The sequence below is a fragment of the Bacillus cereus group sp. BfR-BA-01524 genome, assembly GCF_022662595.1.
Taxonomy (GTDB): domain Bacteria; phylum Bacillota; class Bacilli; order Bacillales; family Bacillaceae_G; genus Bacillus_A; species Bacillus_A thuringiensis_S.
The window spans coordinates 1-15,373 of record NZ_JAKUDW010000121.1; the positions used below are offsets into that span (position 1 = coordinate 1).

Genomic DNA, 15,373 nt, shown 5'->3' on the forward strand with positions numbered 1-15,373 from the left:
CGGTAGCACCTGTGTTACCTTGAACGCCTTGAGGTCCAGTAGCGCCGGTAGCACCTGTGTTACCTTGAACGCCTTGAGGTCCAGTGGCACCCGTAGCCCCCGTGTTACCTTGAGCACCTTGAGGTCCAGTAGCACCCGTGTTACCTTGAGGTCCCTGAGAGCCAGTAGCGCCGGTAGCGCCAGTGCTACCTCGAGGTCCAGTGGCACCAGTAGCGCCTGCTGGTCCAGTAGGTCCGGTAGGTCCTTGAATGAACGAAGCAGAATTAACTAGAGCAGTTTGTAATGCTGCTATTAATTTAAGAAGCTCTTGAAGTGTGCAAGGGTCAATTCGGAATAATTTTGTAATGTATAGTAAATAGTTAATGAGATTTTGAAGCTCAATAAATACAGCGCTTGCTACAAAGGTTGGATTTCTTAATATAGTTATTAAGTTTTTAATAATAGCTAACCCTTGTGCTTTCAGGGAGGAAGTCGCGTCTAGTGAACAAATAAATTTACTTAGTAGGTTCAATGTATCGATTAGATCTTCAATATTTTGGGGAGATGGATTTGCGAAAAGTTTTGGGATTATTTTTGTTAAATCAATAATAATCGCACGAAATGTTCTAAGTTGAGCTTTAGTAATTGGGATTGATGGAGTATTTGGGATTCGTCCGGCGCTACTTGGAAAGCATGGTTTGGAGAATTTGTTTTGACTGTCGTTATAACGAGACATTAAATCTCTCCTTTCTCATGAAAATGTGAACGAAACTCATCATAGTAGATGCAGAAATTGGTTAAATGGTCATAGTAAAATCGTTTGTTTAAAGAAAAAATAGAAAAAACGCCTTACAATAAGGCGTTTTTTCTATTTTCTGCGTATTGATAATATCGCTTTAATGAAATTTTTGATTTGAATCCAGCGAGTTTTATAATTTCTGATTCAGGAGTTTCTTTTTTTATTAAGTTTAAAATATAGGTGTTACGAAAATGTTGTCCTGAAATTCCTTTACGTAAATTGGCTCTAGCCACTTCGAGGCGAATCATTTTTTGTATAGCAATTTCCGTTAATGCCTTTGGTGCATCATTTTCATATACCCACCTGTATGTTCCGCGGTTAAAATCAAATGCGACAAACAATGAATCGTCACTATGATACTTAGGACGAACTGGTTCTGGGATACTTTTGTAATAATTATATAGTTGTTTTTTGTCTTCTTTTGCTAATGTAATTGTTCTTTCTACACCTGCGGTTGCTGGGATTGACAATGTGTTAGTTTCAAAGTGAACGTGATGCATTGTTAATGCTGTAAGTTCCTGTAAGGATAAACCGTAGTCGATCAATAGATTTAAAATGGCGATATTGCGATCCATTAATAAAGGGCGCACAGGAAGTTGTTTTTCTGAAAGTCCTTCTAATGAAGTGACTATATACTTTAATCTTTTTTCTTCATCAGGTGAAATGAAATCTTCGTTACGAAGTGTACGGTCTGGTTGAATAGATATTTCCATATTCTTCAATGGATTGGGAATGTTTAGAAAATGATGCATTCTATTTAATACAGTAAATACACGATGCATCGTTTTTTCTGAGTAATGTCGATTCGTTTTTAAATCGGAAAAGTAATCTTCGTAGTCTTTTGTACAAAGTGTAGCCCATATATTACTGGAAGGGAGCTTTTTGTTTTTTTCTAACCAATGTCCGAAGTCTTCAACGTCATAAACATAACGTTTAATAGTTGAGGGTTTTCGGCCTTTATTCAATAAAAAAATAGAAAAGGCTTGTATTGTATCATGGAATTCCGTTGTCTCCATAGTCCCACCACCTTAATTATTTCTTATATTATAGCAAACTTTTCTGAAAATAGGCATTTACAAGGGGGACAGGAATAATAATATTTGGTGAGTGGATAAAGTGAAACTATAATCAGTGGGGATTTTGTTCATCCCCTGCTGATTATTAGTTAAACCAATCGGGCATTTACGGGTGGTTATCTCCCGCTTAAATACCGAGCGTTTGCTGAATGTTGAGGTGGGAGTCTTACTGCTCGCAAATAGCGGGATAAAATGAGGTGATTGTATGGAACAATCGATGCGAAAGAAAAACAACAATCAAATTAATATTGTGTTAAACCATCGAAAGAAAATTTCTTTGCCAGCCGCAGAAAATAAAACGGTAATTTCAAATGAAACTACAATTAAACATGAAATGCTGCAGAGAATTGAAGAAGAGATGGGGAAGCTTGTTGGGATGGATGATATAAAAAAGATAATAAAAGAAATATATGCTTGGATTTATGTGAATAAAAAAAGACAAGAGAAGGGATTGAAGTCTGAGAAGCAAGTACTTCATATGCTGTTTAAAGGGAATCCGGGTACAGGGAAGACAACTGTTGCTAGAATGATAGGGAAATTGCTGTTTGAGATGAATATTCTATCGAAAGGCCACTTGGTTGAAGCTGAACGTGCTGATCTTGTAGGAGAGTACATCGGCCATACAGCTCAAAAAACAAGAGATTTAATAAAAAAAGCAATGGGAGGTATTTTGTTTATTGATGAGGCGTATTCTTTAGCTCGAGGAGGAGAGAAGGACTTTGGGAAAGAAGCAATTGATACGCTTGTAAAACATATGGAAGATAAACAACATGGTTTTGTATTGATTTTAGCTGGATATTCAAGAGAGATGAATCACTTTCTTTCATTAAATCCAGGGCTGCAATCTCGTTTTCCATTTATTATTGAATTTGCGGATTACTCGGTAAATCAGCTATTGGAAATTGGGAAGAGAATGTATGAAGATCGTGAATATCAGTTATCAAAAGAAGCTGAATGGAAATTTAGGGATCATTTACATGCGGTGAAGTATTCGTCGCAAATTACATCGTTTAGTAATGGGCGGTATGTACGGAATATTGTTGAAAAATCAATTCGTACACAGGCGATGCGGTTGTTACAAGAAGATGCGTATGATAAAAATGATTTAATTGGAATATCGAGTATGGATTTAATGCTCGAAGAGGAGACGCACAGTACATAAACTGTGCGTCGATTTTTGTGTATAAGTTCGTTTACTCTTTTTTTTCTTTTTCTTGGCGTGCTTTATGGAAGCGTTCCATTTTAGCGCTCTTTTCGTGTGCTGAATTAGGATCGTGTCCAAATTGATTTACTGAGCTTTTTTGAGCTCCTTTATTAACGTGGTTTGTCATTTGTATTCACCTCACTTTAAAAATTAGTATAAACATTATATAAAGAAAAAATCGTTAGAAAAGAAAAACCTCTTTACAATATGTAAAGAGGTTAGATTGCTATTTATGCATTGAACGTTCTTTCGTTTCGATACGTCTGTGCGGTAAATGCCATTTGTAATGAATAGAAACCATGCGGAAGCAAACAATTAAAATGAATAAAATGTAAAGAGCCCAATCGCTAACAATAATTTGAGCGCCAATTAAGAAACCTGCTAAAATCGTCCAAAAGGCATATACTTCAGCTCGAAGAACGAGAGGTTTTCTGCGGGCTAAAAGGTCGCGAATGATACCACCGCCAATACCGGTTAAAACAGCTGCTACGATTGTGGCGCTAATTGGTAAATTTAATTTTTGAGCATATAATGCTCCTTGTACAGCAAATGCTGATAAGCCGATAGCGTCAGTGATATTTTCCCACTTTTTCCAATGTCTAATTAATTTATTTGGAAAAAGAAAAATAATAGTCATTGATAAAAGTGCGATTTGGAATAACATGTCTTGTTGCCAAAACGCGACAATCGGATAACCGATTAATAAATTACGAAGGGCACCTCCCCCAAATGCGGTTGCCATTCCTAAAATATACACCCCGAAAATATCATAATCCTCTTCCATTGCAACAATGGCTCCGCTTAGTGCGAAAGCGATTGTGCCTATGATGCTAAAAATCTCCCATGCCATGAATTTTCTCCCCCGCTAACTAGATGAAATGTGCTTCCTCTGCTATTATATTAGAAGGTTTAAATTTCGAAAAGGATGAGTGAACATATTTGATGGAAGAAAAAGAAAAAGTCATACTAGTAGGCTGTCAATTGCCACAAGATGATGATGAAAAATTTATGCATTCCATGAAAGAGCTTGCATCACTAGCGAAGACTGCACGAGCAGAATTGTTAGTTTCAACAACGCAAAAACGACCAAAGTTTCATCCGGCAACTTACATAGGTAAAGGGAAATTAGAAGAGCTTACAATGTTAACTGAAGAATTAGAGCCGGATGTTATTGTATTTAATAATGAATTAACGCCGAGTCAAATTCGGAATTTATCCTCAGTATTAGATGCGAGAGTAATTGATCGAACGCAACTAATACTAGATATTTTTGCGCAACGTGCGAAGTCGAGGGAAGGTAAGCTTCAAGTAGAATTAGCTCAGTTGCAATATACAATGCCACGTCTTATGGGGCAAGGGTTGTCCTTATCGCGTCTTGGTGGTGGTATTGGAACGAGAGGACCGGGTGAGACGAAACTTGAGACGGATCGTCGTCATATTCGATCGCGTATTGATGAAATAAAGAAACAACTTGCAGTTGTTGTGGAACATCGAAAAAGATATCGTGAGAGAAGAAAAGATAATAAAGTATTTCAAGTCTCATTAATAGGGTATACAAATGCAGGGAAATCGACACTGTTTAATAGATTAACGGAAGCTAATACGTTTGAAGAAAACCTTCTGTTTGCAACACTAGACCCAACGACGAGGAAGATGCCGTTACCTTCTGGTTATACAGTATTACTAACTGATACTGTTGGTTTTATACAAGATTTACCCACTTCATTAATCGCTGCTTTTCGTTCAACACTGGAAGAAGCGGGGGAAGCAGATGTTATTTTACATGTAGTTGATTCTGCGGATCCTAACTACATAGGGCATGAAAAAACAGTAAAACGATTATTATCAGAACTTGAAATTAATCATATTCCTATTATTACGTTATATAATAAAAAAGATGAATTACATCAAAACTTTATTCCGTTTCCGAAAAGTGATTTCTTAATGACTAGTGCTTTTGAAGAAAGTGATTTATTGCGTATAAAAGAAGCGATAGAAATGAAAATGAAGAAAGAAATGGATCGTTATCGAGTGGAAATCCCTCCGAGTGAAGGTAAGTTATTAACGCTTTTAAAGACGGAAACGCTATTAGCAAAGATGGAGTTTCTGGAAGATAAATTTGTATATGATTGTGCAGGGTATATTTTTACTCATTCATCGCTTAATGTGCAATTAAAGAGATTTTTAGTGGAAGAAGGAGAAAATAAAAATGTTTGATCGTTTGAAAAATGGAGAAAAAATTGCTCCAATCGTAAAAGAAGTAGAGAGTCAGATTACAGAAGTACATAAACGTGCGGATGAAGTAATTGAAAGTAATCAGTTTCGTGTATTAGAAAGTTTTCGTAAACATAAAATTAGTGACTCGCATTTTATCCCGACGACAGGTTATGGTTATGATGATATTGGCCGTGATACGTTAGAAAAAGTATATGCTGATGTATTTGGGGCGGAAGCTGGACTTGTTCGTCCGCAAATTATTTCAGGTACTCACGCTATCTCTACAGCGTTATTTGGTATTTTACGCCCGGGAGATGAGTTATTGTATATCACTGGGAAACCGTATGATACGTTAGAGGAAATCGTTGGTGTGCGTGGGAAAGGTGTAGGTTCATTTAAAGAATATAATATTGGTTACAATGCAGTTCCACTAACTGAAGCTGGGCTTGTTGATTTTGAAGCTGTTGCAGCAGCGATTCATAGTAATACGAAAATGATCGGTATTCAGCGCTCGAAAGGTTATGCTACTCGTCCATCGTTTACTATTTCTCAAATTAAAGAGATGATCGCGTTTGTTAAAGAAATTAAACCTGATGTTGTTGTGTTTGTAGATAATTGTTATGGCGAGTTTATTGAAGAGCAAGAGCCGTGTCATGTTGGTGCGGATTTAATGGCAGGTTCGCTTATTAAAAACCCAGGCGGGGGAATTGTAAAAACTGGTGGCTACATTGTCGGCAAAGAACAGTATGTTGAAGCGTGTGCATATCGTTTAACATCTCCGGGAATTGGTGCCGAAGCTGGAGCGTCTTTATACAGTCTGCAAGAAATGTATCAAGGTTTCTTCTTAGCGCCACATGTTGCGGGGCAAGCGCTAAAAGGTGCGATTTTTACAGCTGCTTTTTTAGAAAAGTTAGGAATGAACACGTCACCAGCGTGGAATGCACCAAGAACAGACTTAATTCAATCTGTTCAATTTGATGATAAAGACCGTATGGTTGCCTTCTGCCAAGCGATTCAATATGCATCTCCAATTAATTCGCATTTTACTCCGTATGCAAACTATATGCCGGGTTATGAAGATGATGTGATTATGGCTGCGGGAACGTTTATTCAAGGTGCAAGTATTGAATTGTCTGCTGATGGTCCAATTAGACCGCCATATGTTGCGTATGTTCAAGGTGGCTTAACGTATTCGCATGTTAAAATTGCGATTTGTTCTGCGATTGATGAATTGATTGAAAAGAATTTATTAACAATTTCTTAAAGGAAAGCTGTCGATTTCGGCAGCTTTTTTCGTATAAAAGTAATGATTTGTGAGATTAGAAAAAAGAATGAAAAAATTTATAAAAAATCATGTAAGAAAAGCTAACATCTATTGACACTAAACATAACATGGTATAAAATGAGAAACAGTTAAGGCGAAGGAGGAACTGAAAAATGAAAGAAGATAGACGTTCTGCCCCGCTGTTTCCTATTGGTATTGTTATGGATTTAACACAATTGTCTGCACGTCAAATTCGCTACTATGAAGAGCATAATCTTGTTTCTCCAACCCGTACGAAGGGGAATCGTAGATTATTTTCATTTAACGATGTAGATAAGTTGTTAGAAATTAAAGATTTGTTAGATCAAGGCTTGAATATGGCTGGTATTAAACAAGTGTTACTAATGAAAGAAAATCAAACAGAAGCAGTGAAAGTAAAAGAAGAAACGAAAGAAATTTCAAAAACTGAGCTTCGCAAAATACTTCGAGATGAACTACAACATACAGGTAGATTCAATCGAACTTCATTGCGACAAGGTGACATTTCAAGATTTTTTCACTAAAGATAACTGATTCTGAAGGCGATTAGAGGGACTAAGGAGGAATTTATAATGTCTAGATACACAAAAGAAGATATTTTCCGTTTGGCGAAAGAAGAGAATGTAAAGTATATCCGTTTACAATTTACGGACCTTTTAGGGGTAATTAAAAACGTAGAGATTCCAGTGAGACAATTAACGAAAGCTCTTGATAACAAAATGATGTTTGATGGATCTTCGATTGAAGGTTTCGTACGTATTGAAGAATCTGATATGTATTTATATCCTGATTTAGACACTTGGGTAATTTTCCCTTGGACAGCTGAAAAAGGTAAAGTAGCTCGACTAATCTGTGATATTTACAATGCAGATGGCACTCCATTTGATGGAGACCCACGTAACAACTTAAAACGTGTGTTAAAAGAAATGGAAGCTTTAGGATTTTCAGACTTCAATCTTGGACCAGAGCCAGAATTCTTCCTATTTAAGGTTGATGAAAAAGGAAATCCAACATTAGAATTAAACGATAACGGTGGATACTTCGACCTTGCGCCGATGGATCTAGGGGAAAACTGTCGTCGTGATATCGTTCTTGAACTTGAAGAAATGGGATTTGAAATTGAAGCATCTCACCATGAGGTTGCTCCAGGGCAGCATGAAATTGACTTTAAATATGCAAATGCAATTCGCTCATGTGATGACATTCAAACATTCAAACTTGTTGTAAAAACAATTGCTCGTAAACATGGTTTACACGCAACATTTATGCCAAAACCACTATACGGTGTGAACGGTTCAGGTATGCACTGTAACTTATCATTATTTAAAAATGGTGAGAACGTATTCTTTGATGCAAACGGTGACTTACAACTAAGTGATGATGCTCGTCACTTCATCGCAGGTATTTTAAAACATGCACCAGCATTTACAGCGATAGCAAACCCAACTGTAAACTCATACAAACGTCTAGTACCTGGATATGAAGCACCTTGTTACGTAGCATGGTCTGCACAAAACCGTAGCCCGTTAGTACGTATCCCTGCATCTCGTGGTATTAGTACACGCGTAGAAGTACGTAGTGTTGACCCAGCTGCAAACCCATATTTAGTAATGGCTACATTATTAGCTGCAGGTCTTGATGGAATTAAAAACAAATTAACTCCACCAGCTGCAGTAGACCGTAACATCTATGTAATGACAAAAGAAGAGCGCGAAGAAGCAGGTATCGTTGACTTGCCAGCAACATTAGCGCAAGCGTTAGTTACATTACAATCTAATGAAGTAGTATGCGGTGCACTAGGAGAACACTTACTTGAGCACTTCATCGAAGCGAAAGAGATTGAGTGGGATATCTTTAGAACACAAGTTCACCAATGGGAACGCGATCAATATATGTCTCTATACTAGGAGGCTTGAACCCTTGATACAACTCGTATCAAGGGTTTTTTAATTCCTTATTATTACACTTCAATGTGGCTGTAAAATGAAAAACAGCCACATAAAAGCCAAGTATTAGTAACAAGTAGTGATATCACAAAAAAACATTATCATATAAAACGAAGGGATATTTTCCGTATGCAAGTCTACCAATGGGGATGCAATCGGTATATCTCTATATGATAAGAGAAGAAAAAGCCTTGATACTACGGTATCAGGGCTTTTTTGGTGAAGTTATTGGATAAATTAACTACTAGATAATGGATTGTTTTTGGTTTCTTAAATCAGGTTACTAAGAAAATCTTTTCAAAAGAAGTGATTTTATCTTTTTTTTAAAATCACTTGTGCTATAACTTAATAATTCTTTACTGCCTGTACAACGCGACCAATGATTTTTACATCTTCAGCTGAAAGATCGTAAGTTTTTGGTTCGTGGATAGGATCATTACTCAATGGTATTAAAGTAATGATGCTTCCAGACTTTGAAATCTTTTTCACGGTAGCATCATAACCATTGACTTTTACAACAGCAATTTGTCCGTTTTCAACATAAGGAGTTTCCTCTACTAAAACATAAGAACCATCAGGAAATTCGAGATTCATGCTAGTGCCTTTTACAGTAAGATAAAAATACTTTTTACGCTTGTTTAAAAATGTACTCAGCATTGGTAAATAGCCTTCGATATTTTCTTCAGCGAATATAGGTGTACCAGCTGCTACAGAACCAATGATAGGAATATGAATAATATTTGATTGATCGTTTTGGATAGTTTCATAAATAGAAACTTCTTCTTTAACAGTATTGTCCTCTTGAGTTGCGAGTTTTTCTAAATCATCAGTAGTGATTCCTAATCCCTTACAAACTTTTATTACATTATCAACAGATGCTTTACCAATCCCTCTTGATAACATGGATTGCAGTGTTGTGGGGGGGAGACCTATTTTTTCGGCGAAGGCTCTTTTGCTATAGCCAGCTTCTTTTATTAAGCGTGTTACAACCTCTGCTTTTTTCATTACTTTCACCATCTTTCATATTAAAATGTATACGATATTGCGTATTTCTGTATATATCATAACCTAACTGAATTTGTTAGTAAATAGAAAAGTATACGAAATTGAGTATTTAAATACGTTTTTTTGTTGACTAAATACGAAATTGAGTTTATATTTAAATGGAAATGAACGCAATATCGTACAAAAAATAGGTGGTGAGTCGATGTATTCGAATTTGCGTGCAGAGATGGCGAGAAAAAGAATTATGATTACACAAATTTCTTCGCATCTGAAACTTCGCCACGCAACAGTGAGCGACAAAATAAATGGTAAATTTCGTTTTTATTATGATGAAGCTTTTGAAATTAAGAAAACTTTTTTTCCAGAACATAATTTGGAATATCTCTTTGAATTTGAAGAAAACGAAGCGAATTGAAATCGGAGGAGAATTGCTTAAAATGGATAACCGAATTATTGAATAATGACTTAATAAAAGGGTTCATATCATAGTATTTATTTTAAATTTCGATAATTAGTTAATCTGTAAAAAGAAAGCAACGAATTATGCGTAGTGCGAAATTATCTCAATACAATAAAGATAGTTCAAAATTAGTAGTAAGGAGGAGATGAGGATGGGGCAATTAACTGACTCATCAGTACATAGTTCATTAGTATTTGAAGTTAATGGAAAAGTAGTAACGGATAGTTTGGTAATTGCGAAGATATTCAAAAAAGATCACTTCGACGTTTTGAAGGAAGTTCGAAAACAAATTGTATCTGTAGGTGAAGAGTTTGGAGGAGAAAATTTTCACGAGTCCACTTATATGAATTCAAAGAACAGGCGAATCCCTAAATATGATTTAACAGAAGAAGCATTTACGTTACTTGTGATGGGATATACCAGTAGAGAAGCGGTTGGAATAAAAATTAAATTCATGAAAGAGTTCAAACGAATGAAGCAGTATATACAAAATCAACAAAATGTGCCAAAGGATCCAATGGGGGTTTTAAAGTTAACATTTGCTGCGTTAGAAGGGCATACCCAGGAGATACAAGAGATTAAGTCTGAGGTGAAGGGATTGCGAGAAAATACGCCGCTGTATGCTATCGAGTGTGAAGAAATAACAAGGGCTGTAAAAAGGTTAGGTGTTATGTTATTGGGAGGTAAAAATTCAAATTCTTATCAGGATATCGGCCTTAGAAGGAAGTTATATAGAGATATTTACAGTCAGTTACATCGGGAATTTGGTGTGAATAGTTATAAAGCTATTAAGCGTCATCATTTGGATAGAGCAATACAAATTATTAATGAAGAATATTCAATCCCAACTGTTTTAAATGAAGAAATTACAGTTAAAAACTCACAAATAAATATGGCAGACATTCAGTAGGAGGAAAGAACATGCAAAGAAAGATTTTAGTAATTACTAGCAGTTTAGCAGGATTACCAACTGTCAGTGAATTTAAAACAAAAGAAGATGCAAAAGAGCAGGTTAGAAAGCTTATTCAAAAAGGAATGAGTCAAAATGTGATTCGTATAACACAAGAAATTCCAATGAATATCGAAATTCAAGTGGATGTTGAATTTGAGGAATAAGAGAGGTTTAGAAGAAAATAGATATGGATAGTATGATTGTTTTGAATGAATAAGAAAAGAATCCGTTGCAGCGGATTCTATAAGAAAAAATATCTCTAGATAAGTATAACATTGAATACCGTTTTTGAGAATTTATGAGGTGGCTAGTATGGGGATTATTCGAGTGAAAAAAGATAGTAATTATTCCGTTATAAATAATACTGGTTTAAAAGATGAAAGGTTGTCATGGAAAGCGAAAGGAATCTTAGCCTATGCGCTTACATTACCAGACGATTGGACTTTTCATATTAGCGAATTAGCTCGACATGCTAAGGATGGAGAAGATTCGCTCCGTACAGGTTTTAAGGAATTAAAAGAATTAGGTTATGTAAAACGTTATCCTGTTCGTGATGGGAATACGAAAAAAATTACAAGGTGGGATACGGAAATTTACGAAACGCCACAAAGGAACATGCCACAAGTGGAAAACCAAGATGTGGTAAAGCCATATGTGGAAAATCAGACACTACTAAATACTAATAGACTAACTACTAATAAACGAAATACTAATATACAAAATACTAATATACAAAATACTAATCATTATGATGATATGGATAAATTAGACTCTCGTGTATTTATTAATGAGAGGGTTAAAGTAAGTTGTAACTTTATTAAGGGGATGGGCATTCCGTTAAGTGAAATTGCTATTGCAGAGTTGGGGGATTTTTGTAATTTGTTTAGTGATGAGTTAATTCAGCATGCAATTAATAAAGCCGTTGATGAGAATGCACCAAGATGGAACTACATTAAGGCTATATTGAGGAATTGGAAGGAGCAAGAAGTTAAAACATTAGTTGATGTGGCTATAATAGATAGACGTTTCGAAATGAGCAAGAAAAAGAAATATAACGGGACAGGTAGGAAGTATTCAAATAGAAAAGAGATTGTACCCGATTGGTTATATAAAGATGATGAATCAACAAATCTAGAAGAGGAAAGAAAAACTGTGCAGTCTATTGATGAAGAGCGTGAGAGATTACAAGAAGTGTTAAATAAATATAGGTCATAAGAAAAAATACTAGATGATTTACGAGTAATAAAGATTGAAAAGGCTAATAAGCATATTCATTCTATTAAATTAGTATTAAGAGACTTTTTAAAAAGAACGGAAGTGGGTGAATCAGTAAGTGTTCGAATGGCTCAAAGATTATAAGAAGTTAGAAGAAGAAATTGCTTATTTAGAATACAACTTAGATAAATCAAAAGCCGAATTGAAGCGTTGGATTAGCGGTGATTTGCAAAATGTAAGGTTAACCGCTGAATCGGAAGGGGCTAAGGTAGAAGGGCGGATTGAAGCAATTGAATATGAATTAGCTCATAAGATGAATGAAGAGTATGATTTAAAGCTTTTGATTAATAAGTTTACAGGACTGGATCATCAAATACTTAAAATGAAATATGTTGATGGAATGACTTTAGAACAAATTTCGTTTGAATTGCATTATAGTACAGGCTATATACGCCGGAAACACGCTGAAATAAGGAAGATTGTCAAGTTTTTAGATGGATTTTAATGTTACCTTTTTGTAGGATACATGCAGTGTACAGAAAGTATTGAAAAAGTGATTTATAGTAGTAATATAAGATTTCGACGAAAGGGCAACTATTTTTATGGTTGCTCTTTTTGTTGTGAAAGAAGGTGAGTAACATGAAGTGATTTGATGGATTAATGGGTCTTTAGCTTCTAGTTATATTTAGTAAAGTAGTAGTTTTGCAGGCGAAAATAATAGAAAAATAAGGAGATGTTTAATGATGAGTTTATTAGCTGCTTCAGTCAAAACAAAGAATTTGCCACAACAGGTGTTACGTTGGCAATCAATGGTAGAAAGTGAATGTGCTGCACAAGGTGTATCTGAGTTAGTTCCTTACGTGCTTGGAGTTATTATGGTAGAAAGTGGAGGGAATTCTGAAACGACACCTGATATTATGCAGTCCAGTGAATCACAAGGATGGGCAATGAATACGATTAAAAATCCGAAAGATTCAATTTATTACGGAGTGAAGCATTTAAAGGGTGCTTTTGATGATGCGAAGAAAAATGGCATTACAGATTTAAGTGCCATTGTTCAATCATATAATTTTGGACGAGCTTACCTTCGCTGGTTAGCATCTAATAATAAACAGCATTCATTACCGGTGGCAGATCTGTATTCTAAAACAGTTGTTGCGCCATCACTTGGAAATACGACTGGTGCTATGGTGAAATATAGTAACCCTATCGCTGTTGCTTACAATGGTGGTTATCGATATAAAAACGGGGGGAATTTCTTCTACTCTGAAATTGTTAAGCAATATGTTGATTTTGATGGAGGAACCGGTGGCGGTGATAATAAGCCACTACAACCAAAAGGCCTTGGAATTGCGACATCTAAATACCCAGAAGGTTGGGGTATCAATTTATATAGTAGTGGTAATAAAGATGCTTGGTTCACTGGCGAAGTAATCAATACTAAAACGCCATATTTAATTTTGGATGGTGCTTGGTACGGTGGGAATGAAAATATGCTGTGCTTAGGATGGCAACAATGGGCAAAGCAGGAACACTTTGAAGTACAATGGTTCTATGCATATTCAAAATATCCACCAGGGTATGGCATTAATACATATAAAGGGCCGAATGGTGAATGGACTGGTAATGTAGATGGTTCTGTGCCCTATGGGATTTTTGCAAGAAAAGATGGTTATATGGACATTGGACAAAACACTTGGGTGAAAGAAGAACATTTTAATATAAGATAATGACAAAGGGTCTCGTACTCTGTGAATGTAATTATGGAATGCGATGGTGTGAGAATTGTAAATACTAGATTTATTATATATAGAAATGAAAAATTAAGAGAGGTGCTTTTATAAGTGCCTTTTTATATTGCTTATAAATAGAAAGGAAGATTAATATGACAAAATTTATTTATCCAACAGATACAACGAGAGTAACAAGTGGCTTTCGGGGGAGCAGAGCAGATCATCATGGGATAGACCTTGCTGAATCAGGTTATCATCCAATTTATGCAGCAGCTAGCGGGCGAGTTAGTCGTTCTTATGTTTCATCTAGTTATGGTGAGTGTATTATGATTGTGCACACTATTGATGGAGTTACATGGGAAACTGTATATGCTCATATGCGTAGCGGTTCTCGAACGGTTAAAGAAGGTGATTATGTTACGCAAGGACAAACCATTGGAGTTATGGGTAGCACGGGACAAGTTACTGGTCAGCATCTACATTTTGAATTGCATAAAGGATCTTGGAACATTAATAAGAGCGATGCTGTGAATCCGTTAGACTACTTGGGAAAAGGTGATGGTGGTGGCACAACTGATCCTTCTAATAAACCGATACAACCAAAAGGCCTTGGAATTGCGACATCTAAATATCCAGAGGGTTGGGGTATTAATTTATATAGTAGTGGTAATAAAGATGCTTGGTTCACTGGTGAAGTAATTAATACTAAGACTCCATATTTAATTTTGGATGGTGCTTGGTATGGTGGTAATGAAAATATGTTGTGCCTAGGATGGCAGCAATGGGCGAAGCAAGAACATCTTGATATACAGTGGTTCTATGCATATTCAAAATATCCAGCAGGTTATGGTATTAACACATATAAAGGGCCGAATGGTGAATGGACTGGTAATGTAGATGGGTCTGTGCCTTATGGGATTTTTGCAAGAAAAGATGGTTATATCGATATTGGGCAAAACACATGGGTAAAAGAAGAACATTTTAATGTGAGATAAGGATATGAGAGTAGGATCACTCGTGTGATTCTCTTTAATTTTTGAAAAGGAGATGAGAACGATGGAAGAACAAATCTTCAATTCAATGATTCAACAAGGAGCATTCGCAGCTTTATTTGTATGGATGCTGTTTACTACGCAAAAAAAGAATGAACAGCGCGAAGAACAATATCAAAAAGTTATTGAAAAAAATCAACAGGTCATTGAAGAACAAGCGAAAGCATTTAGTTCGTTGTCGAAGGATTTATCAGATGTTAAGCAAAAAATCTTGGGAAACGGGGATGAGAAATAAAATATGATATTAAAGTATTTGTCGCGTATGCAGGTCCTCAAATAGGAATGCGATTAATATATAATAATGAGAAAAAGCCCTAATACCTGAAGTGAACCCGAATAGTGGTACATGAAAAAAACACCTCCTGAATTCGCATACTAAGTATGCAAATTCAATGGAGGTGTTTTTGGTTTGAAGACAAGAGTTCATTACCC

At 35.9% G+C, this 15,373-nt stretch carries 18 protein-coding genes; 13 read left to right on the forward strand and 5 right to left on the reverse strand.

What is annotated here, in order from left to right; all coding sequences use genetic code 11:
- On the reverse strand, positions 1 to 715 hold a 715-nt coding region (locus tag MR170_RS26855; protein ID WP_242310057.1), incomplete at its 3' end, for a collagen-like repeat preface domain-containing protein.
- A gap of 113 nt (positions 716 to 828) precedes the next feature.
- Positions 829 to 1,794 carry a tyrosine-type recombinase/integrase gene (locus MR170_RS26860; protein ID WP_000450330.1) on the reverse strand — a complete coding sequence of 322 codons (966 nt, stop codon included), beginning with the start codon at positions 1,792 to 1,794 and terminating at the stop codon, positions 829 to 831.
- A 265-nt stretch (positions 1,795 to 2,059) separates the two neighbouring features.
- On the opposite strand from MR170_RS26860, the gene spoVK reads away from it, so the two are divergent.
- Positions 2,060 to 3,016 carry a stage V sporulation protein K gene (gene spoVK, locus MR170_RS26865; RefSeq protein ID WP_016080607.1) on the forward strand — a complete coding sequence of 319 codons (957 nt, stop codon included), beginning with the start codon at positions 2,060 to 2,062 and terminating at the stop codon, positions 3,014 to 3,016.
- Positions 3,017 to 3,047: 31 nt separating this feature from the next.
- Here the strand turns inward: spoVK and MR170_RS26870 are convergent, their stop codons facing one another.
- On the reverse strand, positions 3,048 to 3,185 hold the full coding sequence (locus MR170_RS26870; RefSeq protein ID WP_172452094.1) for a hypothetical protein: 138 nt from the start codon (positions 3,183 to 3,185) through the stop codon (positions 3,048 to 3,050).
- A 99-nt stretch (positions 3,186 to 3,284) separates the two neighbouring features.
- The gene (locus tag MR170_RS26875; RefSeq protein WP_000312267.1) at positions 3,285 to 3,908 is read right to left on the reverse strand and encodes a trimeric intracellular cation channel family protein; all 624 of its coding nucleotides are present in this window, start codon (positions 3,906 to 3,908) and stop codon (positions 3,285 to 3,287) included.
- Positions 3,909 to 4,000: 92 nt separating this feature from the next.
- On the opposite strand from MR170_RS26875, the gene hflX reads away from it, so the two are divergent.
- The 4 genes from hflX to glnA all read left to right on the forward strand — a co-directional run bounded on the left by hflX (position 4,001) and on the right by glnA (position 8,485).
- A complete protein-coding gene (hflX, locus tag MR170_RS26880; RefSeq protein ID WP_016080609.1) occupies positions 4,001 to 5,275 on the forward strand; it encodes a GTPase HflX in 1,275 nt (424 codons plus the stop codon).
- The gene (locus MR170_RS26885; RefSeq protein ID WP_016080610.1) at positions 5,268 to 6,539 is read left to right on the forward strand and encodes a methionine gamma-lyase family protein; all 1,272 of its coding nucleotides are present in this window, start codon (positions 5,268 to 5,270) and stop codon (positions 6,537 to 6,539) included. The genes hflX and MR170_RS26885 overlap by 8 nt, the downstream gene beginning before the upstream one ends.
- A gap of 173 nt (positions 6,540 to 6,712) precedes the next feature.
- Positions 6,713 to 7,102 carry a transcriptional repressor GlnR gene (gene glnR, locus MR170_RS26890; RefSeq protein WP_000656783.1) on the forward strand — a complete coding sequence of 130 codons (390 nt, stop codon included), beginning with the start codon at positions 6,713 to 6,715 and terminating at the stop codon, positions 7,100 to 7,102.
- A gap of 48 nt (positions 7,103 to 7,150) precedes the next feature.
- Complete coding sequence (glnA, locus tag MR170_RS26895) at positions 7,151 to 8,485, forward strand: type I glutamate--ammonia ligase (RefSeq protein ID WP_000092763.1); 1,335 nt, start codon at positions 7,151 to 7,153, stop codon at positions 8,483 to 8,485.
- Positions 8,486 to 8,869: 384 nt separating this feature from the next.
- Here glnA and MR170_RS26900 read toward each other — a convergent pair whose 3' ends face one another.
- A complete protein-coding gene (locus MR170_RS26900) occupies positions 8,870 to 9,529 on the reverse strand; it encodes a LexA family protein (protein WP_000708856.1) in 660 nt (219 codons plus the stop codon).
- Positions 9,530 to 9,731: 202 nt separating this feature from the next.
- Here MR170_RS26900 and MR170_RS26905 point away from each other — a divergent pair, with 202 nt between their 5' ends.
- The 8 genes from MR170_RS26905 (at position 9,732) to MR170_RS26940 (ending at position 15,176) form a co-directional block, all read left to right on the forward strand.
- Positions 9,732 to 9,944, forward strand: a complete 213-nt coding sequence (locus MR170_RS26905) for a hypothetical protein (protein WP_029443074.1) — start codon at positions 9,732 to 9,734, stop codon at positions 9,942 to 9,944.
- Positions 9,945 to 10,140: 196 nt separating this feature from the next.
- Positions 10,141 to 10,899 carry an ORF6C domain-containing protein gene (locus MR170_RS26910; RefSeq protein ID WP_048564701.1) on the forward strand — a complete coding sequence of 253 codons (759 nt, stop codon included), beginning with the start codon at positions 10,141 to 10,143 and terminating at the stop codon, positions 10,897 to 10,899.
- 11 nt (positions 10,900 to 10,910) lie between these two features.
- Positions 10,911 to 11,105: a hypothetical protein gene (locus MR170_RS26915; RefSeq protein WP_001189064.1), complete on the forward strand. Its 195-nt coding sequence runs from the start codon at positions 10,911 to 10,913 to the stop codon at positions 11,103 to 11,105.
- Between the two features lie 148 nt (positions 11,106 to 11,253).
- Positions 11,254 to 12,156, forward strand: coding sequence for a DnaD domain protein (locus tag MR170_RS26920; RefSeq protein WP_029443072.1), 903 nt, complete (start codon positions 11,254 to 11,256; stop codon positions 12,154 to 12,156).
- A gap of 118 nt (positions 12,157 to 12,274) precedes the next feature.
- Positions 12,275 to 12,661 carry a DUF1492 domain-containing protein gene (locus MR170_RS26925; RefSeq protein WP_029443071.1) on the forward strand — a complete coding sequence of 129 codons (387 nt, stop codon included), beginning with the start codon at positions 12,275 to 12,277 and terminating at the stop codon, positions 12,659 to 12,661.
- Positions 12,662 to 12,899: 238 nt separating this feature from the next.
- Positions 12,900 to 13,886, forward strand: coding sequence for a lysozyme family protein (locus tag MR170_RS26930; RefSeq protein WP_048564706.1), 987 nt, complete (start codon positions 12,900 to 12,902; stop codon positions 13,884 to 13,886).
- 155 nt (positions 13,887 to 14,041) lie between these two features.
- A complete protein-coding gene (locus tag MR170_RS26935; RefSeq protein WP_242310060.1) occupies positions 14,042 to 14,884 on the forward strand; it encodes a M23 family metallopeptidase in 843 nt (280 codons plus the stop codon).
- A gap of 61 nt (positions 14,885 to 14,945) precedes the next feature.
- Positions 14,946 to 15,176 carry a BhlA/UviB family holin-like peptide gene (locus MR170_RS26940; RefSeq protein WP_000392443.1) on the forward strand — a complete coding sequence of 77 codons (231 nt, stop codon included), beginning with the start codon at positions 14,946 to 14,948 and terminating at the stop codon, positions 15,174 to 15,176.
- Positions 15,177 to 15,373: the final 197 nt, after the last annotated feature.